The following is a 21,951-nucleotide window of genomic DNA, read 5'->3' as shown; positions in this document are numbered from 1 at the left end:
TCCCTTATTATTGGTAGACGTCGTGCTTGTGTGCTTTGGAAGCAGGCTGCTGCTGCGACGACTTGGCTTGCTCGACAGGGTCCTGGTCTGCATCGGGCAGGTACAGCGGGCCTTTTTGACCGCAGGCCGACACAAGGCAGGCAACCGCGAGGAGCGCAGCAAGGGAAGAGATCAGGCGCTTCATGGCGAAATCCTTGAAAATGCATTAATTGCGCCGGAGTATACCGGCCACCCGGCAGCTTGCCTATGCAACGGACCGCCCGTCCGGCGGGGCTTGGCCGCAAGCACATCGAACCCACAGGCAGGGCAACTGGTCGTTATCCTTTGCAATCGACGGGGCTCGGTCGTATCTTGCGGCGCTTGAGCCTGATCAGACACTTTTTGAGGTTGCCGTAATGAGTTTGTCCGAAGCGCGTTTCCATGACCTTGTCGATGCCACCCAGCAAACCCTGGAGGACATCTTTGACGAGAGCGACCTGGATATCGACCTCGAAAGCTCGGCCGGTGTGCTGACCGTCAAGTTCGAGAACGGCAGCCAGTTGATCTTCAGTCGTCAGGAGCCGTTGCGTCAGCTGTGGCTGGCGGCGGTGTCCGGTGGTTTCCACTTCGACTACGACGAAGAAAGCGAGCGCTGGATGTGCGACAAGAGCGAAGAGCAACTGGGTGAAATGCTTGAGCGTATCGTCCAGCAGCAGGCCGGTGTCGAGCTCGATTTCGAAGGCCTGTGAGATCGTGACCCAGCCTGCGCCTGTCCGTGCGCCCAAGCCGCTCTACAGCAACGTCAGCCCGGCGGTGCCATCGCCCTGCAGCGGTGTGTGCCGGCTGGACGAGCAAAAAGTCTGCCTGGGCTGCTTCCGTCACGTCGAAGACATCCGCGAATGGCGTTCGGCCGATGACGAACGTCGGCGGGTGATTTGCACGCAGGCCTCGCAGCGCAAACAGGGCTCCGGGCCATGACTTGTATATTTTTTGAGCTGTGATAGTGTCCGGAAACGCCTCAACCCATCGAGGCTTATGAAAACCCCGCCTTTTTCTGGCGGGGTTTTGCTTTTTTCGTGCAGAAGAAAGGAGTCTGCCCAGATCATGACCGCACCTTCCATCACCCTTACCCGTCTGGACGTCCAGCGTCTGGAGCGTCTGATCGACAGCCTGGACGACACGCTGCCGGGCGTTATTGCGCTGCAAACCGAACTGGATCGCGCCGATACCCTGGTCGGCCACGATGAAGTGCCGGCGGATGTCGTGACCATGAATTCCCGTGTGCATTGCCGCGAAGAAGGCAGTGGCAAGGACTATCACCTGACACTGGTGTACCCCAAGGACGCCAACGCCGACGAAGGCAAGGTCTCGATCCTGGCACCGGTGGGCAGCGCATTGCTCGGCCTGAAGGTTGGCCAGCATATCGATTGGCCGGCTCCGGGCGGCAAGACCCTGAAGCTGACGCTGCTGGAAGTCGAATCGCAGCCGGCCAATGGCGGCGCGTTCCCGGAGTGACATCCCCTCAGGCCTGATCGAGCGCCTCGTTCAACGCGTGCTCCAGGTCGGCTTTGTAGCGCAGGTACAGATGGGCGGAACTCTGCCCTTCACCGAGCAGGCCTGACAGGTCGAGGTCGGTGATGTAGCAGCGGTAGCGCTCGGTTTCCCGGCGCTGCCCGACGATTTCCCGGGCGACCATGCGGAACAACTGGTCGCCATGTTCCAGCTCGGAAAACTCCCGTTGATTGCAATACAACGTCACCTGCACCTGACCCGGTGCGGCTTTGCCGACGATCGCCTGCACGTCGTAAAACGGCTTGTTCACCGGCGTCTGCGGTGCCGGCCGGGCTTCGATGCGGCGCGCCCGGCCAGGGCCTGACGGCAGCAACTGGCAATACAGGGTGTCGAGGTTCAAGGGGTGGGCCGCGTCCATCGGCAACAGGGCATCGCGGCGGTACTGGATCGATTGCAGGAAACGCTGCAGCGGCACCAACAGGCTTTGCTCATCGTGCCAGGGCAGGCGTTGCTGCCACAGGGCGTTGAATTCATCGAGCACGTACAGATCAGCCTGATCTTCGATAACCCGGTAGAACACTTGAATGCAGTCCGGCTTGCCCGTTGGCAGGAACAGCGCGAGGTCGTGGTCTTCCAGTGCCTTCGGATCGAGGTGCAGCGGGCTGTAGCTCGCCATTTCCTTACCCAGGTAATCGATCAGTGCCGGCAGAGTGGCCAGCGCGATGTGCTGGACCTGGTCCGGCACCAACTCCAGCACGTGGTAGTGCTGCTGGACCTGGATCAGGTAGCGGTGATTGAGTCGGCTCAGCAGCAGGTTCTGCGCGGTATCGAGGATTTCCTCGACCCGTTGGGCAATGAACTGCGCGCGGTTATGGCAGAAGCAACGCACCCTCAGCTTCGGCTGTTGCGGCCCCGCCGGCAGGTTGTTGAGGTAGTCGCGGATGCAGTCGAGCAGGGCGTGGGTACCGTCGTAGCGGCCGACCAGCACCTCGTTCCAGCTGTTGAGCGTGACCTGATCCAGTGTCAGCACCAGATTTTCCCGGACTCCGGCATAACTCAGGGAGTCGGTGCGCTCGGTGGTCATGAGGATGTTCAGGTCGCGATGGTGCTTGAGCGGATCGATGCCGACATTCACCAGAATCAGTACTTCACTCGGCACGCTGGCGCGCAACAGCGGCTCTTCGGCGACGGTGGGCAAGGGCAGGGCGAGGGTCTGTTGCAGGCTGCCGAGCAGGTTGAACAGTTCGAATTCGCTCAAGTCGCTGGTGCCGGGGTGCAAGGCCAGGCGGGTACTGCTGTCGATCACGCCATTGCGGTGGCACCAGGTCAGCAGCTCAAGCAAGTGACGGCTGCGTTTGATCGGTGCGAAATGCTCCCACTCCAGTGCCGTCAGGCTGCCGTTGTACAAGCCCCACTGGCCTTGCCCCGGTTCCTTCTTGTTCGGTGCGTGCACCAGCGTCAGGGTGTCTTCAGCCAGGTCCGGGGCGATGCCGGGGTTGATGAATTCGACTTTGCCGGCCTTGCGCTCGAAAGCGGCGTACAGGCGACGGCCGAGAACACTCAGGTCGCGCTTGTTGATGCGGCTGACCGTTTGTTCGTGACGGGCAAACTGAGTGAGGAAGCGATAGCTGTAGTTCAGCTCGTTGACCAGTGCCCGCCGCTCGGAGCTGACCTGGCGGACTTTCCACTGGCTACGGCTGTCGAGCAGGGTCAGCTGGCGCTGGTCCCAGTGCCATTCGTGTGCCAGGCGCTCGAGCAACGAGCGCTGCCAGCTCTGGGTGCGGCTGTTACCGGTGAGTTTGCGATTGACCTTCAGGTACAGCGCGCGACGCACCAGCTCCAGGCGTTCCGGTTCGTTGCGAGCGATCAGGTATTCCTCGATGCGCCGGTACACCACGACGTACGGATCCAGTTCGTCGAGGTCGAGCCGGTTGGCGAACACCGCTTGCTTGAAGCGCAGGCTCAGGCAATGGACCCTGGGGTGCTCACTGGCGTAAACCTCGGTCAGCAGCAGCTTGAGTACCGACTTGTAGGGCGACTCGATGCCCTTGAACAACTGCCAGAGCCCGGCACCGATAAATTCGCCAGGCGGGATGTACGCCAGGTTGCCGAGGTCGAGGGTTTCATCGGCACGGATGAAGCGTTTGGAGATCAAGGCATGGGTGTAGCGGTCGTAGCTCGACTCTTCGTAGACCGGCACCAACCACCAGATCGGTGTGCGTCCGGCGAGCCAGATCGCGGTGCGGTAAAACTCGTCCAGCAACAGGTAGTGCTGGGTGGTGCCGCAATCTTCCGAGCTCAGCTGGGTATCGCGCTCGCCACGGACGAAACGGCTCGGGTCGATCAGGAAAAAATGCGCTTCGGCGCCCTGGCTGGCGGCCCAGGCTTCCAGCAACTGGCATTTTTTGCGCAGCTCGGCGAGTTCGTTCTCGGTCAGGTCCGGCCCATGGCAAACCCACACATCCATGTCGCTCTGGTCGGCCTGCGCCAGGGTGCCGAGGCTGCCCATCAGGAACAGTCCGTGAATCGGCCTCGGCGGGTTGCTGCCGTGGCGCGGCTTGTAGGAAAACGAGCGGGTCAGGCGCTGGGCTTCAGCAAGGACATTGGCATCCGGTTCGAAATTCGACAGCCCGGCCGGCGTACTGCCCGAAACATAGCCGGGCAACAGCGGATGGTTAACGTGGAAAAACAGCGGCAGCAAGGTCAGGACCCCTTGCTGGCGGGTCGACAACCCTTCCATGGCGCGAGCCATGCGTCCTTCGTTGAGTTTCAGAAAGCGTGCGCGCAGCTGGCTGAGAACCTTGCGGTCGATTCCCTCGTCCAGATCGGGGCGGATTTCATGGGTGCGCGTCATGTCAGCTCAAACCGGCTCGCAGGGCTCGGACGTGGGGCTCTTCGGATGAGGGGCAGTTTAGCGCCTTGAGGCGAGGACTTTTAAGCTGATTTTGTTTTTCTGACGTCAGATTTCTAACGGATGGAGACGGAAATCAGGGGAGTGTGCCCGCGGAAATCCCTGGATCGGGGTCTCCGTGGGCGATGCGGCAGAATTCAGGCTGTTACTTCGGCGTTAAGAATGGTCAGCACCGTTTGCACATTTTGCGCGGCGTCACGACCCAGGCTGGTCAGGTAACCGCCATCAGGCTGGTTAGTCAGTTCTTTTTCAAAGAGGCGTTTGGCGGCGGCAATGTGTTTCGGGGCAGCGGTCTGATGAATTTTCAGACCTTCCTGGGAACTGTCCAGGTTGAAGAGTGCGAGGACTTCCAGTTCGGCAACCAACTCAGGGGTAAGCGACATAAGGACTCCAGACTTTCTAGGAATTGGACGACAGCGCCCCTAAGGTGAACCCGCTTGTCCGGCATGTCCAGTGCTCGTGACAGGGTTTTTTTCCTCTGTAGGAGCGAGCTTGCTCGCGAAGATCGTCAACGATGACGCGTAAACCAGATGCCCCGTGGCGCTCTCGGGTTTTTCGCGAGCAAGCTCGCTCCTACAGGGAGGGCGTGGGCTTACTGCTTTTCCGGCGGCAACTCAGGTAATGCGCGCAGGGCAGCTTCGTACCATTCGGTGTTGAACGCGCGGTCTTCTTCGAGGATCGCGTCGATTTCTACCGCCAGAACGTGAGCCATCAGGTTGAGGATTTCTTCGCGCTCATAACCCACCAGCGTCAGCTTGTTGAACGTCGCTTTGGCAGCCGGCGGGTTGTCGCTTTCGATCTGGTTTTCGATGGCCTGGATCAGGGTACTTTCGGTGAACTCTTCTTCGTCGTTTTCGATATCGGTTGGCTCGCTCATGGCAGGCTCCTCAGGGAAAGGCGGCCAGTTTACCCGCATTCAGTGGCGTGATGCTGCTGGCAAGAATCCCGGCAGCGTTCTATAAACAGGCACTGCCCACCCCGCATGGCCTGGAGGCTTTGTGATGATCAAGCTTTATGGATTCTCCGTCAGTAACTACTACAACATGGTCAAACTGGCGCTGCTGGAAAAAGGCCTGCCCTTCGAAGAAGTACCGTTTTACGCGGGCACCAGCCCCGAGGCACTGGCCATCAGCCCTCGCGGAAAGGTCCCGGTGCTGCAGGTAGAGCAGGGCTTCATCAATGAAACCAGCGTGATCCTCGAATACATCGAGCAAAGCCAGAAAGGCACGCCGCTGCTGCCGAGCGATCCGTTCGAGCGCGCGCAGGTGCTGGCACTGGCCAGGGAAATCGAGCTGTACATCGAACTGCCAGGCCGGGCCTGCTATCCCGAAGCCTTTTTCGGCATGACCCTGCCGGATGCGATCAAGGAAAAAACCAAAGCCGAATTGTTGCTGGGGATGGCGGCGCTGGGCCGGCACGCCAAATTCAACCCTTACGTGGCTGGCGACAGCTTGAGCGTGGCGGATTTGTATTTCCTGTTCAGCGTGCCTCTGGCGTGTGGGGTCGCCAAGAAGTTGTTTGGCATCGACCTGTTGGCCGAGATGCCAAAGGCCAAGGCGCTGCTGGAGTTTTTGGGGGGGAATCCGAACGTGCAGCGTGTGGCGGCGGACCGGGAAGCCGCGATGCCGGCGTTCATGGCGATGATTGCTGCCAAGAAGTAATTCTGTTGCGCTCTGAAGATCGCATTCGCGAGCAGGCTCGCTCCCACGAGGTGTGCGTCAGACACAGGATTTGTGTGTGACGATCAATGTGGGAGCGAGCCTGCTCGCGAAGCTTTTGGCGATTTAGCGGCTGACGAGCAACGCCTGACCACGAGCCACGGCAGCCTTCACCTGCGCCGGCGCGGTGCCGCCGATGTGGTTACGGGCATTGACCGAGCCTTCCAGGGTCAGCACGGCGAACACGTCCTGATCGATCTGGTCGCTGAACTTGCGCAGTTCTTCCAGGCTCATTTCCGCCAGGTCCTTGCCGCTGTCCACGCCGTACTTCACCGCATGGCCAACGATTTCGTGGCAGTCACGGAATGGCAGGCCGCGACGCACCAGGTAGTCAGCCAGGTCGGTGGCGGTGGAGAAGCCGCGCAGGGCCGCTTCGCGCATCATCGCGTGCTTGGGCTTGATCGCCGGCACCATGTCGGCAAAGGCCCGCAGCGAGTCGCGCAGGGTATCGGCGGCGTCGAACAGCGGTTCCTTGTCTTCCTGGTTGTCCTTGTTGTAGGCCAGAGGCTGGCCTTTCATCAGGGTCAGCAGGCCCATCAGCGCGCCGAACACGCGACCGGTCTTGCCACGCACGAGTTCCGGTACGTCGGGGTTTTTCTTTTGCGGCATGATCGAGCTGCCAGTGCAGAAACGATCCGGCAAATCGATGAACTGGAACTGCGCGCTGGTCCACAGCACCAGCTCTTCGGAGAAGCGCGACAGGTGCATCATCGCGATGCTGGCGGCCGAGCAGAATTCGATGGCGAAATCGCGATCGGAGACGTTGTCCAGCGAATTGCCGCCAACCGCGTCGAAACCTAGCAGTTGGGCGGTGTATTCGCGATCGATCGGGTAGGTAGTGCCGGCCAGCGCCGCGCTGCCCAGCGGCATGCGGTTGGTGCGCTTGCGGCAGTCGACCAGGCGTTCGTAGTCGCGGCTGAGCATTTCGAACCAGGCCAGCATGTGGTGTCCGAACGTCACCGGCTGAGCGGTCTGCAGGTGGGTGAACCCCGGCATGATGCTGGCGGCTTCGCGCTCGGCCTGCTCCAGCAGTCCTTTTTGCAGGCGGGTGATTTCGGCCAGGATCAGGTCGATCTCGTCACGCAGCCACAGACGGATGTCGGTGGCGACCTGATCGTTACGGCTGCGGCCGGTGTGCAGTTTTTTACCGGTCACGCCGATGCGGTCGGTCAGCCGCGCCTCGATGTTCATGTGGACGTCTTCGAGGTCTATGCGCCAGTCGAATTGGCCGGCTTCGATTTCACCCTGGATGGTGTTCAGGCCATCGATGATGCTGTCGCGCTCGGCATCGGTCAGCACGCCGACCTTGGCCAGCATGGTGGCGTGGGCGATCGAGCCCATGATGTCGTGGCGATACAGGCGCTGGTCGAAGGTGACGGAGGCGGTGAAGCGGGCGACGAAGGCGTCGACGGGTTCACTGAAGCGGCCGCCCCAGGACTGATTGGTCTTGTCAGTGCTCATGAATTCGCTCGTATCGGCTTGAAGTAAGAAGGCGTGGAACGCTGGCGCGGATAATAACAGGGTTGCCAATCCTGTCGCTGACACTGGTCGATACGTTTTTTTGGGGGCAGAGAGCCCAGGCCCGGGCAAGACCCGCGCATTTTTGCCGAACGATATTTTCCAATTGAGCTATATCGTCCCGCCAACCGTCTACAGTTGGACAGTAGGATCAGCGCACTTCTCGGTGCAGCCGCTGACTATAAGAAGAGTGGGGTGTTCATATTGCGTATCAGCAAACCCTGTGGCGATGTGTCGCCAACGCGGGCCTGGGCCGCCAATCGCCCGGCAGATGAAAATTTAGCCGCCGGACCAACGGCACTTTTTGACGCTCGCGCTAGTCTTAGCGTGGATCGCGGTGACGGATGTCACTTCACCTGTCTACGCTATCCTTGTGCGAGACTCACGCAGGAATCCAGCGCAATATGAATGTCCTGATCGTTGATGACGAATCCTTGGCCCGCGAGCGCCTGAGCCGAATGGTTGGCGAACTCGAGGGATACAGTGTCCTGGAGCCTAGTGCCACGAATGGCGAAGAGGCGTTAGCACTGATCGACAGCCACAAGCCGGATATCGTGCTGCTCGATATCCGCATGCCAGGCCTGGATGGCCTGCAAGTGGCTGCGCGGTTGTGTGAACGCGAAACTCCCCCCGCCGTGGTGTTCTGCGCCGGGCCCGATGAATTTGCCGTGGAAGCCTTACAGGCCAGCGCCGTAGGCTATCTGGTGAAACCTGTGAGAACTGAACAATTACATGACGCATTAAAGAGAGCCGAGCGCCCCAATCGTGCCCAGCTCGCCGCCCTGACCCGCCCTGCTGCCGAAAGCGGCAGCGGCCCGCGCAGCCATATCAGCGCCCGAACCCGTAAAGGGATCGAGCTGATTCCGCTGGATCAGGTGGTGTACTTCATCGCCGACCACAAATACGTGACCTTGCGCCACGAAAGCGGTGAAGTGCTGCTCGATGAGCCGCTCAAGGCCCTCGAGGACGAATTCGGTGACCGTTTCGTGCGAATCCATCGCAATGCACTGGTCGCCCGCGAGCGTATCGAGCGACTGCAACGCACACCCCTGGGGCACTTTCAGCTGTTCCTCAAAGGCCTCAACGGTGATGCGCTGATCGTCAGCCGTCGGCATGTGGCTGGCGTGCGCAAAATGATGCAACAGCTTTAAACAGCTGTTCGCAGGCGAATTTCACACCCGATTGCCGGACATCCGGGGCCAGGGAGGCCGAGTAGTATCTGATACAAGTCAAAGTGGATTTGGCTGAGCTGTTATTATCCGCCGTATCTATTCAGTACGGATTGATCCATGTCCTCTCGCCAGATCCGCATCGCCACCCGCAAAAGCGCTCTCGCCCTGTGGCAGGCCGAATACGTCAAAGCCCGTCTTGAAGCGGCTCATCCGGGCCTGCTGGTGACCCTCGTCCCCATGGTCAGCCGTGGTGACAAGCTGCTTGACTCGCCGCTGTCGAAAATCGGCGGCAAGGGCCTGTTCGTCAAGGAGCTCGAAACCGCACTGCTGGACAATGAAGCCGACATTGCCGTGCACTCCATGAAGGACGTGCCGATGGACTTCCCCGAAGGTCTCGGCCTGTTCTGCATCTGCGAGCGGGAAGACCCGCGCGATGCCTTCGTTTCCAACACTTACACCAGCCTGGATGAGTTGCCCAAGGGCAGCATCGTCGGCACCTCCAGCCTGCGCCGCCAGGCTCAATTGCTGACCCATCGTCCGGATCTGCAAATCCGCTTCCTGCGCGGCAACGTCAACACTCGCCTGGCCAAGCTCGATGCCGGCGAATACGACGCCATCATCCTCGCCGCCGCCGGCCTGATCCGCCTGGGATTCGAAGACCGCATCACCTCGGCCATCAGCGTCGACGACAGCCTTCCGGCCGGTGGCCAGGGCGCGGTGGGTATCGAATGCCGCAGCGCCGACAGTGAAATCCATGCGTTGCTGACGCCCCTGCATCACCAGGACACCGCCATTCGCGTGACCGCCGAACGTGCCCTCAACAAGCACCTCAATGGCGGTTGCCAAGTGCCGATTGCCTGCTACGCCGTGCTGGAAGGTGAGCAGGTCTGGTTGCGCGGATTGGTGGGCGATCCAGCCGGTGGCCTGCTGCTCAGCGCACAAGCCCGCGCCCCTCGCGGCGATGCCGAGGCGCTGGGTGTGCGAGTCGCCGAAGACCTGCTCAGCCAGGGTGCCGACGCCATCCTCAAAGCGGTCTATGGCGAGGCTGGTCACGAGTGACCGGCTGGCGCTTGCTGCTGACGCGTCCCGCCGATGAGGCGGCGGCGCTGAACAGCTTTTTGGCCGAGCAGGGGATATTCAGTAACAGTCTGCCGCTTTTGGACATCATGCCCATTGTGGCCACTGACACAATGCGCCAGGTGATTCAGGCGCTGGATCAGTTCTGCGCCGTCATCGTGGTCAGCAAGCCGGCCGCCCGGATCGGTGTCGAACTGCTCGAGCGGTATTGGCCAACGCCGCCCGGTGTGAAGTGGTTCAGCGTCGGCGCGGCGACTGCGCAGATCCTCGAGGATCACGGGCTGGACGTGAGCTTCCCGGCAGAAGGCGATGACAGTGAAGCCTTGCTCGAACTTTCCCGACTGCGCGAGGCTATCGCACAACCCGATGCGCGAGTGCTGATCTTGCGCGGGGAGGGCGGGCGCGAGTTGCTGGCTGAGCGTTTGCGTGAGCTTGGTGCTAGTGTCGAGTATCTGGAGTTGTACCGCCGGGGATTGCCGATTTACCCGCCGACACTGCTGTCGCAACGGATCCAGGCGGAACGCCTGAACGGGTTGGTGGTCAGCAGTGGACAAGGTTTTGAGCACCTGCATCAACTGGCTGGCGATGCCTGGCCGCAGTTGGCGCGGTTGCCGTTGTTTGTACCGAGCCCCAGGGTTGCCGAAATGGCGCGTGCCGCCGGGGCCAAAACAGTTGTGGATTGTCGCGGCGCCAGTGCCGCGGCCTTGCTGACGGCGTTGCGGGAGCATCCCGTACCCGTTTTCTGATGCAAAGGATGGATACGTGAGCGAAACAGCCTTGCCTAAAGATGACTCGCGACGGGTGCTTGATGCACCTGTTGATGCTCCTGTTGATGAAATGCCTCCACCGCCACCTGCTGCCGAGCAGCGTCGAGGCAATGGTCTGGCAATCATCGCGCTGCTGTTGGGTGCGGCCGGGGTCGCGGTGGGGGGTTGGGGTGTCTGGCAGGTGCGTCACCTGCAGGCCAATAATCAGCAGCAACTGAGCCAGGTGCAGGCGCTGAATGACCAAGCGCAAAGCCTCAAGCTCAATGAGGAACGCCTGAGTGCACGCCTGGCGCAATTGCCTCCCGCTGATGAACTGGAAGCCCGCAGTCGTCTGGTGATTCAGCTGCAAGGTGATCAGCAGCGATTGAACCAGCGGCTGGAAACCGTACTCGGCGCCAGTCGCAAGGACTGGCGTCTGGCCGAGGCCGAGCACCTGCTGCGTCTGGCCAGCCTGCGACTGTCCGCCTTGCAGGACATCAGCAGTGCCCAGGCGCTGGTCCAGGGTGCCGACGAGATACTGCGCGAGCAGAACGACCCGGGCTCCTTTGCCGCTCGCGAGCAGGTGGCCAAGACCCTGATCGCCTTGCGCAGCACCGAACAACCGGATCGCACCGGGCTGTTCCTGCGTCTGGGCGCGCTGCGCGATCAAGTGGCCAGCCTCACCGAGCTGGCACCGGAGTACAAGGACCGTGGCGATTCGTTGCTGGGCCTGACTGCCGATGGCGACGGTGCCAGTCGCTGGGCGCAATGGTGGGATCAGATTTCGCGCTACATCCGCATTGATTTCAATGCCGACAAAAACGTTCGTCCATTGCTGGCCGGCCAGAGCCTGAGTCAGGTACGCCTGGCCCTGAGCCTCGCACTGGAGCAAGCGCAGTGGGCCGCACTCAATGGCCAGGCGGCGGTTTACTCACAGGTGCTGGATGAAGCGCGGGACATCCTCAAGGGCAACTTCAACCCGGACAACACGCAAAGCAAAGTCATGCTTGAGCAGGTCGCCGAGTTGAGCAGGCAACCTGTCACCGTCGTCACGCCGGATCTGACCGGCACCCTGAGCGCGGTGCAGGGGTACCTGGAACGGCGCAACGTCAACGCCGAAGATTCGGTCAAGCCACTGGCCAGGCCTGCCGCGAACGCCGCGCCGGAGGCCACGCCATGAGACGCCTCTATGTGATCGTGCTCCTCGTGATCGCCGCTGCCGCTGCGCTGGGGCTGGCGATTGCCGAACACTCCGGCTATGTGCTGATTGCCTACAAGACCTTCCGTTATGAGTCGAGCCTGTGGGCCACCTTGGCGCTGGTGGCTGTGCTCTGGCTGGTGGTCTGGGGCATCAAGTCGCTGGTCGAACTGGTGATGGCTTCCAGCGGCGTGGTCAATCCTTGGTCGCGACGTAACCGCAGCCGTCGGGTGCAGGTGGCGATCGAGCACGGTCAGCTGGACCTGGCCGAAGGTCGCTGGGCCAGCGCGCAACGGCACTTGCATCGGGCTGCCGAAGCCGAGCGCCAGCCGCTGCTTTACTACCTGGGCGCTGCCCGTGCCGCGAACGAACTCGGCAATTACGAAGAAAGCGACAACTTTCTGGAGCGCGCCCTGGAGCGTCAGCCTCAGGCCGAGTTGGCGATCGCCTTGAGCCACGCTCAGTTGCAGACTGATCGCGGTGATACCGATGGCGCCCTCGCCACCCTGCAAGCCATGCGTGAACGCCATCCTCATAACGCACAGACCCTGCGCCAGTTGCAGCGCCTGCTTTCGCAGCGTGGTGACTGGTCGGCAGTGATTCGCCTGCTGCCGGAGCTGCGCAAGGACAAAATCCTGCCGGCGGCCGAACTCGCCGAACTGGAGCGTCGGGCCTGGGGGGCGAACCTGTCCCTGGCGGCGCAACGGGAAGAAGACGGAACAGTAGGGCAGCAATCGCTGGAACGTGCCTGGCAACAGTTGACTTCGGCACAGCGTCAGGAGCCGCAACTGGTGCTCGCGTATGCCGAACAACTGCGGCAACTGGGGGCTCAGGTCGAGGCCGAAGAAGTGCTGCGCACCGCGCTCAAACGCAGCTACGACAGTCATCTGGCACGACTCTACGGACTGGTTCGCGGCAGTGATCCGGCCCGTCAGCTGCAGGCCGCCGAAGGCTGGCTCAAGGACCATCCGGCTGATCCGGGCCTGCTGCTGACACTGGGTCGTCTATGCCTGCAAAACAGTTTGTGGGGCAAGGCCCGGGACTATCTGGAAAGCAGCCTGCGTGTACAACGCAATCCGGAAGCCTGTGCCGAGCTGGCACGCTTGCTGGCGCAAATGGGCGATGCCGAGCGCAGCAACCAGCTGTTTCAGGAAGGCCTTGGGTTGTTGGATGAGCGCTTGCTCGCGGCCCCTCTGCCAGTGCCAGTCCGCGCTTGAACCATTCGCTGGCGCCAGGCACTGGCGTCTGAGCGATGACCTGCGGCGAGGGAGCAATCGCCCTCGCCGCAGTGCGATGAATAGTTGAAATTCAGTCGCAAAATTTCGTCGCAGGCAAAGTCCTACAGAGGACTACCTTTTATCCTCTCGTCTGCGTCGGGTTTTCCCTACGCATGTGCTGAAGTCTCTGTGGGCACTTGCCTTGAAAGGCTGTCGCGCTTTCCTCTACCGTAATGGCCTGTCACTACTTTTACGGAAAAGCCATGTCTTTGGCCTGCTCACGTTCCTTGTTTTTCATGGCTTTCATTGCGGGTGCCCTGGCGATGGGCGTTTCCTACTACCTGGAATATGCAGTCGGCCTGCGACCTTGTGGCTTGTGTCTTGTGCAGCGGTTTTGCCTGGCGCTCCTTACTGGCGTCTGCCTGATGGCTTCGGTCCATGGCCCCGGTCGCATCGGTAACGTTCTGTATTGGCTGCTCAGTCTTTGTTGCAGCCTGGCCGGCACTGTCACGGCGTGGCGACAAGTCCTGCTGCAAACCCTTCCGGCGGAACAGGTAGCGGCATGCTCGACGCATCTGGCGGACCTGTTGGCCAATTCGCCGTGGCTATCGGTCGTACAGCAGATGTTCAAGGGTGCTGCCGATTGTGTGGAAATTTCCTGGACGCTGTTCGATCTGAGTCTCACCGAGTGGAGCCTGCTGTTCTTCGTCGCGATGATGATTCTGGCCGTTTACCAGTCGCTGCGACTGGTCTGGACCAGCTATCAGCGACCACTCGGCGGCGAGTCGTCGCACCGGGCCTTTGCGGGCGATTAAACACTTGTATGAACATTATCGCCTGCGTACCTTGAAGCCAGTGTCGTGCGGGCATAATCTGGCCCGCACGTGTCATTGGAATTATGTTGCTCGATGACGCTCTGCCTGACCGCCCACTGACGTTACAAGAGGCGAGCGGGCATAGAGCAGCTGACCCACAAGGGAAGAGAGATCACCATGCTCGAAAGTTGTCAGAATGCTCAGGAACGCTGGGGCGGAGTGCACCTGCTGATCGATCGCTGGTTGCAGGAACGACACGAACTGATCGGGGCCTATGACGCTCTCGGCGCAAAGCCTGAGGCGCTGGGTGAGAACCGCAAGCCCTTGCAGGAATTCTGCGGCGTGCTGGTCGATTATGTATCGGCCGGGCACTTCGAGATCTACGAGCAGCTGACGGGGGAGGCCAAGGCCTTCAACGACCAGCGTGGCCTGGAGCTCGCCGAGACGATCTACCCGCGTATCGACGTCATCACCGAAAAGCTGCTCGCCTTCAATGACCTGTGTGACGCAGGAAAGTGTGTCGCCGAAGAGTTCAAGACACTCGGCGGACTGTTGCATGAGCGCTTCGAGCTGGAAGACTGCCTGATCGAAGTGCTGCACACCGCCCACAAGGAAACCGACTCGGTTCAGGCCTGAAGCACTTCCCTGCAATATCCCGAAACGGCGTGCCAAGGCACGCCGTTTTTCGTTGGCGTCGTCAGCTTGTGGCACCGCGCAATTCGACTTCGAACACCAGTGGAGTGAACGGAGCGATCACGTCGCCGGCACCGTCGGCACCATAGGCCTGAGCCGATGGAATCACCAGTCGCCATTTCGCCCCGACGGGCATGTTTTGCAGCGCGCTACGCCATCCGGCGATCACGCTGTCGAGACTGAACCATTGTGGCTGACTGTTCTGATCGAACACCGTGCCGTCGGGCAAGCGACCGATGTACAGCACCTGCACCTTGCCGTTCGGTCCGGCCTTGACGCCAGCGCCTGGCGTCAACTCGGTCAGCAGCACGCCATCAGCCAGTTCGCGCACGCCGGGTTTGGCTTTCTCTGCGGCGAGAAAGCGCTGTTCTTTTTCCAGTGCCATTTCGCTTTGTGGCTCGGCTGACTGCATGGCAATTCGCGCTTCATGCTCGGTCAATATCTGCTGGATCTGCTCGTCCTTCAGTGCCAGCGGTTTGCCCTGGTAGGCCTGCTGCAATCCTTCGACCAGTGCCTGGAGTTGCAGGTCGGGAACCTCCTGGCGCAAGCGTTCGCCAAGGCTTGCACCCAGGCTGTAAGCGAGATCGTGGGCTTCATTTTCCTGCGTTGTTTCGCCGGCCTGGGCCACGGAAAAAAACACGCACAGCGATAAAAAAAGGTAGCGCGACATGAGCACTCTCCGACCTGAATTGCAGGCGATTATGCCAGCGAGAATGCGCACAACGGTGAACTGCTTTTGCGCTGATGCAGAAGTTTTTCAATCCTTTGCAACACAGCGCTTTCGATAGTGTCAACATGCCCTAGCGGCGGTTGCAGCAGAGGTCTAGTATGAGCCGCACTCACTTCAGCCAGGAGGTAAACCATGTCGGCCACCAAGAAGCCAGTAAACACTCCGTTGCACTTGCTCCAACAACTCTCGAGCAGCCTGCTCGAGCATCTGGAAACCGCTTGTTCCGAAGCCTTGGCTGATGCTGAAAAACTGCTCGCCAAACTGGAAAAGCAGCGCGGAAAAGCGCAAGAAAAACTGCACAAATCCCGCACCAAACTGCAGGACGCTGCGGCGGCCGGAAAAGCCAAGGCACAAGCCAAGGCCAAAGGCGTAGTGGCCGATCTTGAGGAGCTGCTCGATGCCCTCAAGGATCGTCAATCGGAAACCCGTGGCTACATTCTGCAACTCAAGCGCGATGCTCAGGAAAGCCTGAAACTGGCCCAGGGCGTCGGTCGTGTACAAGAGGCTGTCGGCAAGGTGTTGTCCCTGCGTGCGGCCAAGCCTGCTGCGGCACCTGCGAAGAAAGCCGCTGCCAAACCGGCTGCTGCAAAAGCACCGGCCAAGCCTGCTGCTGCAAAACCTGCAGCTGCCAAGCCAGTAGCTAAAACGGCCGCAGCCAAAACTGCTGCCAAACCGGCTGCGAGAAAACCGGCTGCTGCCAGCGCAGCAAAACCTGCGGCTAAAACCACGGCTGCCAAACCAGCCGCCGCACGACCTGCCGCTGCAAGAGCCGCTGCTGCCAAACCAGCCGTGGCTAAAACCGCCGCCGCTAAACCGGCTGCAAAACCAACTGCAAAACCAACTGCAAAACCGGCCGCTAAACCAGCTGCCCGCACCGCTACGGCGAAACCTGCTGCCAAGCCGGCTGCAAAACCCGTCGCTGCAAAACCAGCAGCTAAACCAGCAGCCAAGCCAGCGGCAAAACCTGCTGTAAAAGCGGCTGCCAAACCTGCTGCTAAACCAGCCGCCAAACCTGCTGCTAAACCAGCCGCAAAACCAGCTGCAGCGAAACCAGCCGTTGCCGCCAAGCCAGCCGCTGCCAAGCCAGTCGCCGCCAAACCGGCTGCTGCAAAACCCGCTGCAAAACCAGCAGCCAAACCTGCAGTGAAAAAGCCGGTTGCCGCCAAACCAGCCACCGCACCGGTTGCCAAGCCAGTCGCTCCGGCTGCGCCAGTAGCACCTGCTTCGGCAACAACTCCCTCGACAGCCGCGCCAGCGCCAACGCCTGCCGCAACTTCGAGTGTTGTAACCACCCCAGCCAGCGCTTCCTAAGTGCCGGTTACCGCGACGCGCAGCTGATGCAGCGCGTCGCGGTGCAGGTGGGCGGCCTCAGCCGCCGCACCTTCCAGCCAGGCCGATAGATCGGTCTCGGCATTTTGCGGCCAACTCTGCGCCGCTCTCTCCAGCCGCAACAACAGATGCCGTTCGGCTTCCAGCTCCAGTGCCTTCACTTGTTCACGCAGGGTATGCAAGTCGGCGTCTTGCGTGGCCGCGGCTTTCCACTGTGTGCGCAAGGCGCGTAACGGCCGCACGACATCGGTGTCCCAGGCGAAAGCCACGCTGCGCAATTGCTTCAAGCGCTGCTCATCGCAGGCCACGCCTCGTTGTCCCAACCACGCACCGCACAGCAACAGGCACACATTGGCCCCTGCCGATTGCAATTGCAGGCAAGCCTGCTCAACATCCGGACGGGCGTAGGTGGTCAGGGAAAAGCTCCACAGGTCAGAGGACATAGTGCTACTCGCGCCAGTTGCGAGCGAAGCTGGTAGACTCCGCCGCCATTATGATTCGACTTCAGAACCTGACTTTACAGCGTGGCCCGCAACGTCTGCTAGAAGACGCCGAGCTGACGCTGCACGCCGGCCACAAAGCCGGCCTCATCGGTGCCAACGGCGCCGGCAAATCGAGCCTGTTCGCCTTGCTTCGGGGCGAGCTGCACCCGGACTCGGGTGATTGCTTCCTGCCGGCCGACTGGCGTATCGCCCACATGCGCCAGGAGGTCGACACTCTCGAACGCCTGGCGGTCGACTACGTGCTCGATGGCGACCTGCGCCTGCGCCAGGTGCAACGCGACCTGGCGGCAGCCGAAGCGGCCCATGACGGTGCCGCTCAGGCCCGTCTGCACTCGGAACTCGACAGCGCCGATGGTTATACCGCCGACGCCCGGGCGCGCAAGTTGCTGGCCGGACTGGGGTTCACCAACGAACAGATGGATCGACAGGTCGGAGACTTCTCCGGTGGCTGGCGGATGCGTCTGAACCTGGCGCAGGCCTTGATGTGCCCATCGGACCTGCTGCTGCTCGATGAACCGACCAACCACCTCGACCTCGACGCCATCATCTGGCTCGAAGAGTGGCTCAAGAGCTATCCGGGCACCTTGATGCTGATCTCTCACGACCGGGATTTCCTCGATGCCGTGGTCGACCACGTGGCCCACGTCGATCAGCGCAAGATCACCCTGTACCGCGGTGGCTACAGCGCCTTCGAGCGCGCCCGTGCCGAACGCCTGGCCCAGCAACAGCAGGCGTACGAGAAGCAACAGGTGCAACGTGCGCACATGGAAAGCTACATTGCCCGCTTCAAGGCCCAGGCCACCAAGGCCCGTCAGGCCCAGAGCCGGATCAAGGCACTGGAGCGGATGGAAGAGCTGACCGCTGCCCACGTCGATTCGCCGTTCGACTTTGTCTTCCGTGAATCTCAGAAGATTTCCAGCCCGCTGATCGACCTGTCCGATGCCCGTCTGGGTTACGGCGACAAAGCCGTGCTGGAGAAGGTCAAGCTGCAACTGACCCCGGGTGCGCGAATCGGTCTGCTCGGCCCGAACGGCGCCGGTAAATCGACCCTGATCAAGAACCTTGCCGGTGAACTCTCGCCATTGGCCGGCCGCTTGACCCGTGGCGAGAACACCGTGGTCGGTTACTTCGCCCAGCATCAACTCGATTCTCTGGACTCCAAGGCCAGCCCGTTGCTGCACCTGCAGCGCCTGGCGCCGACCGAGCGTGAGCAGACATTGCGCGACTTCCTCGGCGGTTTCGACTTCCGTGGCGCGCGAATCGACGAGCCGGTGCTGAATTTTTCCGGTGGCGAAAAGGCGCGCCTGGCGTTGGCCTTGATCGCCTGGGACCGCCCGAACCTGTTGCTGCTCGACGAACCGACCAACCACCTGGACCTGGAAATGCGCCTGGCGCTGACCATGGCCCTGCAGGAATTCAGTGGTGCGGTACTGGTGGTCTCTCACGATCGCCATTTGCTCAAAAGCACCACCGATAATTTCTATCTGGTGGCGGACGGCAAGGTCGAAGAGTTCGACGGCGACCTCGAAGACTATACCCGTTGGCTGGTGGAGTATCGCCAGCGCAATGCCCCGGTCAGCAACACACCGGTCAACCCGGACAAGACCGACAAGAAAGCGCAGCGTCAGGCTGCGGCAGCGCTGCGTCAGCAACTGGCACCGCACAAACGCGAAGCTGACAAGCTCGAAGCCGAACTGGGCAAGCTCCACGAAAAACTGGCGAAGGTCGATACCAGCCTCGGCGACAGCGACATCTACGAGCCGGCGCGCAAGAACGAATTGCGTGATCTGCTGGCCGAACAGGCCAGGCTGAAGGTGCGTGAGGCGGAGTTGGAAGAAGCGTGGATGGAAGCCCTGGAATTGCTGGAAAGCATGCAGGCGGAGCTGGAGGCACTGTCCTGATGGATGCCTTCAAGTTGCCGCTGCCGGTGGTGTGGGTCGAGCCGATCTGGCTCGGCGTGCAAATCCTGCTGATCCTGCTCGCCGGTTACATCGCCCAGCGCTTTGTTGCCAAATGCCTGACTCGTCTCGGTGAGCGCTACCCGTTTCCGCCGCAGTTGCTGATGCCGCTGCGGGGCGGATTGCGCTGGCTGATCATGGGCAGTGCGCTGATTTTCGTTCTGGAGCGACTCGGTGTCTCGGCCACGGTGCTCTGGACCGCGTTGTCCGGTTTCGTCGCCGTGGCGGCGGTGGCGTTTTTCGCCATGTGAAGCGTGCTCTCGAACCTGCTGTGCGCGATCCTGATCTTTACCGTCGGCCCGTTTCGCATAGGTGACGTGGTCGAGTTGGTGGACACTACCGACAAACCCGGCGTCAAAGGCCGGGTGGTGGCGATCAATCTTCTTTACACCACGCTGGTCGAGGCCGAAGAACTCGGCACTGGCAGCGCCATGGTGCAGGTGCCCAACAGTTTGTTCTTCCAGCGTTCGGTACGGCGCTGGCGCGGGACAGATGTGTTTCCTTCCAGCGGGTTTGAGAAGTAAGGCTTCTGCTGCCTGACAGATTGCTTTCGCGAGCAAGCCCGCTCCCACATTTGACCCGTGTCGTTCGCAAGATTTGTGGCCACTGAAGATCAACTGTGGGAGCGGGCTTGCTCGCGAAGAGGCCCTCAAGCCGCAAACACTGGTCGGCCGTCGCCATGTCCTACAAAAAATCGGTAGTCATCCAATCAAAGCCGCATTAGCTTAGACATCTGTCACGAGTCTGAGTCGAGGTGTGCAATGGAGCTTCAAACATGGCTGGCGTTTTTTGCCGCCTGCTGGGTGATCAGCCTGTCCCCCGGTGCCGGCGCCATTGCGTCGATGTCCAGCGGCCTGCAATACGGTTTCTGGCGCGGCTACTGGAACGCCCTGGGCCTGCAACTGGGCCTGGCTTTGCAGATTGCCATCGTCGGTGCCGGTGTCGGCGCCATTCTCACGGCTTCGGCCACGGCTTTCTATGCGATCAAATGGTTCGGCGTGGCGTACCTGGTTTACCTCGCGATCAAGCAATGGCGTGCGCTGCCCAGCGATATGAGCGATGACGCGGCGCTGCGCCAGATCGGCAAGCCGATGGCCCTGGTGTTCCGTGGTTTTCTGGTGAACATCAGCAACCCCAAGGCGCTGGTGTTCATGCTTGCGGTGCTGCCGCAGTTCATCGACCCCCATGCTCCGCTGCTGATCCAGTATCTCGTGATTGGCGTGACCATGGTCTGCGTCGACCTGATCGTCATGGCCGGCTACACCGGTCTGGCGTCCAAAGTGCTGCGTCTGTTGCGCACACCGAAACAGCAAAAACGCATGAACCGCACCTTTGCCGGGCTGTTCATCGGGGCGGCGGCGTTCATGGCGACGTTGCGCAGGGCTGCCGTGTAAAACGGCGACTGACAAAAAAGGCGACCCTGGAGGTTAATGCCGATCAGTTAAGCCTTCTCGCTTGACCTTTGGCCGCAAGAAATCAAAATCCGATGCCTGTACTGGCATCGGATTTTTTTATGCGTCTCGCTCGGGCACTGGAACTGACCCACAACATCGCCTCTACCCCCAACGCCATCGAGGGATTGGATGCCTTGCTCGATCCTTCTTTGGTCGAACAGGCGCTTGAACAAGCCGGTGTGGCGACGCTGCGCAAGCGTCGTTTGCCGCTGGAAATGATGCTCTGGTGCGTGATCTCCATGGCGTTCTTCCGGCGCATGTCGGCCTGGGATGTGGTCAGTCGCATGAACATCATGTTGCCGGGCCAGCGCCCGTTGGTGGCCCCCAGCGCCGTAGTCCAGGCCCGTCAGAGATTGGGCAGCGAAGCTGTACGACAAGTCTTCGATTTGACCCAGAAAAGTTGGCATGAGGCGGCCAATCATCCGACTTGGGCCGGTCTGCGTTTGTTGGGCGTCGATGGCGTTGTCTGGCGCACGCCCGACACGCCGGAAAATCGGGCGCGCTATGACTCCGCCAGCAACCAGCACGGCGACACCGGTTTTCCTCAGGTGCGCATGGTCTGCCAAATGGAGTTGACCAGCCATTTGCTGATTGGAAGTGCGTTTGACGGCTACCGCAGCAACGAAATGAAACTGGCCGAGCAACTGATCGAAACCACCCCCGATCACTCGCTGACGCTGTTTGATCGTGGTTTTTACTCGTTAGGTTTACTGCATCAGTGGCAGCAGGCAGGCGTCGAACGCCACTGGCTGATGCCGCTGAAAAAAGGCTCGCAGTACGAGGTGATCCAGCGTTTGGGGCGCCAGGATGCGATTGTTTCGCTGAGCACTTCGCCGCAGGCCCGCAAGCAATGGCCTGGGTTGCCGGAGCGGCTGACCGCGCGACTGCTGAGCAAAACCGTGAAGGGCAAGGTGTGTCAGATTCTGACCTCAATGGCTGACCCGCTGCGTTTTCCTTCCGACGAGATCGTGGATCTGTACAGCCAGCGCTGGGAAATCGAATTAGGCTTTCGGGAAATGAAGCAGACGCTGCTCAACAGCAGTTATACGCTGCGCAGCAAGACACCCGAGATGATCGAGCAAGAGTTGTGGGGCGTGTTGTTGGGCTACAACTTGTTGCGCTATCAGATGGTGGAAATGAGTCGCCACTGTCCTGGGCATTTACCCGTGCGAAATGAGCTTTACCGCGTGTACCTGGGCGATTCTCGGGTTTATCAACAGCGTCTCGGCCGACCGTTCCGGGAACATCCCCAAGTATTTGGCCGAGCTTCATGCTTCAGCGCCGCACTACGTGCTGCCGCATCGACGTGAGGAGCGCGTTTATCCTCGGGCGATTCGGCTGAAATCACCGAAGTATCCGATCAAAAATAAAAATGCCAGTCAGCTTAACTGACTGGCATTAACCCTGGAGGTCGTCTTTTT

At 60.7% G+C, this 21,951-nt stretch carries 21 protein-coding genes and 3 pseudogenes; 17 read left to right on the top strand and 7 right to left on the bottom strand.

The features are described from left to right. Positions 1 to 7: 7 nt before the first annotated feature. The gene (lptM, locus tag AC3IX1_RS27755; protein ID WP_150716244.1) at positions 8 to 184 is read right to left on the bottom strand and encodes an LPS translocon maturation chaperone LptM; all 177 of its coding nucleotides are present in this window, start codon (positions 182 to 184) and stop codon (positions 8 to 10) included. Between the two features lie 211 nt (positions 185 to 395). On the opposite strand from lptM, the gene cyaY reads away from it, so the two are divergent. The 3 genes from cyaY to rnk all read left to right on the top strand — a co-directional run bounded on the left by cyaY (position 396) and on the right by rnk (position 1,494). Continuing rightward, positions 396 to 728, top strand: a complete 333-nt coding sequence (gene cyaY / locus AC3IX1_RS27750; RefSeq protein WP_008050853.1) for an iron donor protein CyaY — start codon at positions 396 to 398, stop codon at positions 726 to 728. Positions 729 to 732: 4 nt separating this feature from the next. After that, on the top strand, positions 733 to 957 hold the full coding sequence (locus AC3IX1_RS27745) for a DUF1289 domain-containing protein (protein ID WP_489386542.1): 225 nt from the start codon (positions 733 to 735) through the stop codon (positions 955 to 957). Positions 958 to 1,083: 126 nt separating this feature from the next. Next, positions 1,084 to 1,494, top strand: coding sequence for a nucleoside diphosphate kinase regulator (gene rnk, locus AC3IX1_RS27740; protein WP_008050852.1), 411 nt, complete (start codon positions 1,084 to 1,086; stop codon positions 1,492 to 1,494). Positions 1,495 to 1,501: 7 nt separating this feature from the next. Here rnk and AC3IX1_RS27735 read toward each other — a convergent pair whose 3' ends face one another. The 3 genes from AC3IX1_RS27735 to AC3IX1_RS27725 all read right to left on the bottom strand — a co-directional run bounded on the left by AC3IX1_RS27735 (position 1,502) and on the right by AC3IX1_RS27725 (position 5,279). Further along, on the bottom strand, positions 1,502 to 4,345 hold the full coding sequence (locus AC3IX1_RS27735) for a class I adenylate cyclase (protein WP_489386541.1): 2,844 nt from the start codon (positions 4,343 to 4,345) through the stop codon (positions 1,502 to 1,504). A gap of 194 nt (positions 4,346 to 4,539) precedes the next feature. Then, the gene (locus AC3IX1_RS27730) at positions 4,540 to 4,785 is read right to left on the bottom strand and encodes a TIGR02647 family protein (protein ID WP_489386540.1); all 246 of its coding nucleotides are present in this window, start codon (positions 4,783 to 4,785) and stop codon (positions 4,540 to 4,542) included. Between the two features lie 209 nt (positions 4,786 to 4,994). Beyond that, entirely contained in the window at positions 4,995 to 5,279 is a 285-nt protein-coding gene (locus AC3IX1_RS27725) for a hypothetical protein (protein ID WP_489386539.1), read from the bottom strand. A 124-nt stretch (positions 5,280 to 5,403) separates the two neighbouring features. On the opposite strand from AC3IX1_RS27725, the gene AC3IX1_RS27720 reads away from it, so the two are divergent. Beyond that, positions 5,404 to 6,063: a glutathione S-transferase family protein gene (locus AC3IX1_RS27720; RefSeq protein ID WP_489386538.1), complete on the top strand. Its 660-nt coding sequence runs from the start codon at positions 5,404 to 5,406 to the stop codon at positions 6,061 to 6,063. A gap of 123 nt (positions 6,064 to 6,186) precedes the next feature. Here AC3IX1_RS27720 and argH read toward each other — a convergent pair whose 3' ends face one another. Beyond that, on the bottom strand, positions 6,187 to 7,581 hold the full coding sequence (gene argH, locus AC3IX1_RS27715) for an argininosuccinate lyase (protein ID WP_489386537.1): 1,395 nt from the start codon (positions 7,579 to 7,581) through the stop codon (positions 6,187 to 6,189). A 348-nt stretch (positions 7,582 to 7,929) separates the two neighbouring features. On the opposite strand from argH, the pseudogene AC3IX1_RS27710 reads away from it, so the two are divergent. From AC3IX1_RS27710 to rsd, 8 genes and pseudogenes are all read left to right on the top strand, one after another. After that, positions 7,930 to 8,046: pseudogene (locus tag AC3IX1_RS27710) on the top strand (sensor histidine kinase); the annotation flags it as partial. After that, positions 8,043 to 8,789 (top strand): LytR/AlgR family response regulator transcription factor, encoded by a 747-nt coding sequence (locus AC3IX1_RS27705; protein WP_489386536.1) that lies wholly within the window; start codon positions 8,043 to 8,045, stop codon positions 8,787 to 8,789. The pseudogene AC3IX1_RS27710 and the gene AC3IX1_RS27705, both read left to right, overlap by 4 nt. A gap of 138 nt (positions 8,790 to 8,927) precedes the next feature. Beyond that, complete coding sequence (gene hemC / locus AC3IX1_RS27700; protein ID WP_489386535.1) at positions 8,928 to 9,869, top strand: hydroxymethylbilane synthase; 942 nt, start codon at positions 8,928 to 8,930, stop codon at positions 9,867 to 9,869. Continuing rightward, complete coding sequence (locus AC3IX1_RS27695) at positions 9,866 to 10,633, top strand: uroporphyrinogen-III synthase (RefSeq protein WP_489386534.1); 768 nt, start codon at positions 9,866 to 9,868, stop codon at positions 10,631 to 10,633. Before hemC ends, AC3IX1_RS27695 begins: the two co-directional genes overlap by 4 nt. A gap of 16 nt (positions 10,634 to 10,649) precedes the next feature. Then, the gene (locus AC3IX1_RS27690) at positions 10,650 to 11,813 is read left to right on the top strand and encodes a uroporphyrinogen-III C-methyltransferase (RefSeq protein WP_489386533.1); all 1,164 of its coding nucleotides are present in this window, start codon (positions 10,650 to 10,652) and stop codon (positions 11,811 to 11,813) included. Beyond that, a complete protein-coding gene (locus AC3IX1_RS27685) occupies positions 11,810 to 13,048 on the top strand; it encodes a heme biosynthesis protein HemY (RefSeq protein WP_489386532.1) in 1,239 nt (412 codons plus the stop codon). Before AC3IX1_RS27690 ends, AC3IX1_RS27685 begins: the two co-directional genes overlap by 4 nt. A 263-nt stretch (positions 13,049 to 13,311) precedes the next feature. Then, positions 13,312 to 13,863 (top strand): disulfide bond formation protein B, encoded by a 552-nt coding sequence (locus tag AC3IX1_RS27680; RefSeq protein WP_489386531.1) that lies wholly within the window; start codon positions 13,312 to 13,314, stop codon positions 13,861 to 13,863. 177 nt (positions 13,864 to 14,040) lie between these two features. After that, positions 14,041 to 14,499, top strand: coding sequence for a sigma D regulator (gene rsd, locus AC3IX1_RS27675; protein WP_223455405.1), 459 nt, complete (start codon positions 14,041 to 14,043; stop codon positions 14,497 to 14,499). Positions 14,500 to 14,560: 61 nt separating this feature from the next. On the opposite strand, the gene AC3IX1_RS27670 is transcribed toward rsd, so the two are convergent. Further along, entirely contained in the window at positions 14,561 to 15,226 is a 666-nt protein-coding gene (locus tag AC3IX1_RS27670) for an FKBP-type peptidyl-prolyl cis-trans isomerase (protein WP_489386530.1), read from the bottom strand. Between the two features lie 192 nt (positions 15,227 to 15,418). Between AC3IX1_RS27670 and AC3IX1_RS27665 the strand changes: the two genes are divergently transcribed. Then, entirely contained in the window at positions 15,419 to 16,597 is a 1,179-nt protein-coding gene (locus AC3IX1_RS27665) for an AlgP family protein (protein ID WP_489386529.1), read from the top strand. Here the strand turns inward: AC3IX1_RS27665 and AC3IX1_RS27660 are convergent. Further along, entirely contained in the window at positions 16,594 to 17,058 is a 465-nt protein-coding gene (locus AC3IX1_RS27660) for a TIGR02444 family protein (RefSeq protein ID WP_489386528.1), read from the bottom strand. The two genes, AC3IX1_RS27665 and AC3IX1_RS27660, sit on opposite strands and share 4 nt — an antisense overlap. Positions 17,059 to 17,108: 50 nt before the next feature. On the opposite strand from AC3IX1_RS27660, the gene AC3IX1_RS27655 reads away from it, so the two are divergent. The 4 genes and pseudogenes from AC3IX1_RS27655 to AC3IX1_RS27640 all read left to right on the top strand — a co-directional run bounded on the left by AC3IX1_RS27655 (position 17,109) and on the right by AC3IX1_RS27640 (position 21,922). Further along, on the top strand, positions 17,109 to 19,019 hold the full coding sequence (locus tag AC3IX1_RS27655) for an ATP-binding cassette domain-containing protein (RefSeq protein WP_489386527.1): 1,911 nt from the start codon (positions 17,109 to 17,111) through the stop codon (positions 19,017 to 19,019). Continuing rightward, positions 19,019 to 19,600: pseudogene (locus tag AC3IX1_RS27650) on the top strand (mechanosensitive ion channel domain-containing protein). The gene AC3IX1_RS27655 and the pseudogene AC3IX1_RS27650 overlap by 1 nt, the downstream one beginning before the upstream one ends. A 237-nt stretch (positions 19,601 to 19,837) precedes the next feature. After that, positions 19,838 to 20,470: a homoserine/homoserine lactone efflux protein gene (rhtB, locus tag AC3IX1_RS27645; protein ID WP_008048656.1), complete on the top strand. Its 633-nt coding sequence runs from the start codon at positions 19,838 to 19,840 to the stop codon at positions 20,468 to 20,470. Positions 20,471 to 20,589: 119 nt separating this feature from the next. After that, a pseudogene (locus AC3IX1_RS27640) lies at positions 20,590 to 21,922 on the top strand (IS4 family transposase). Positions 21,923 to 21,951 lie beyond the last annotated feature (29 nt).

Source organism: Pseudomonas sp. KH_046_2 (assembly GCF_057838985.1).
This window is presented reverse-complemented; position numbering and strand designations above follow the sequence as displayed.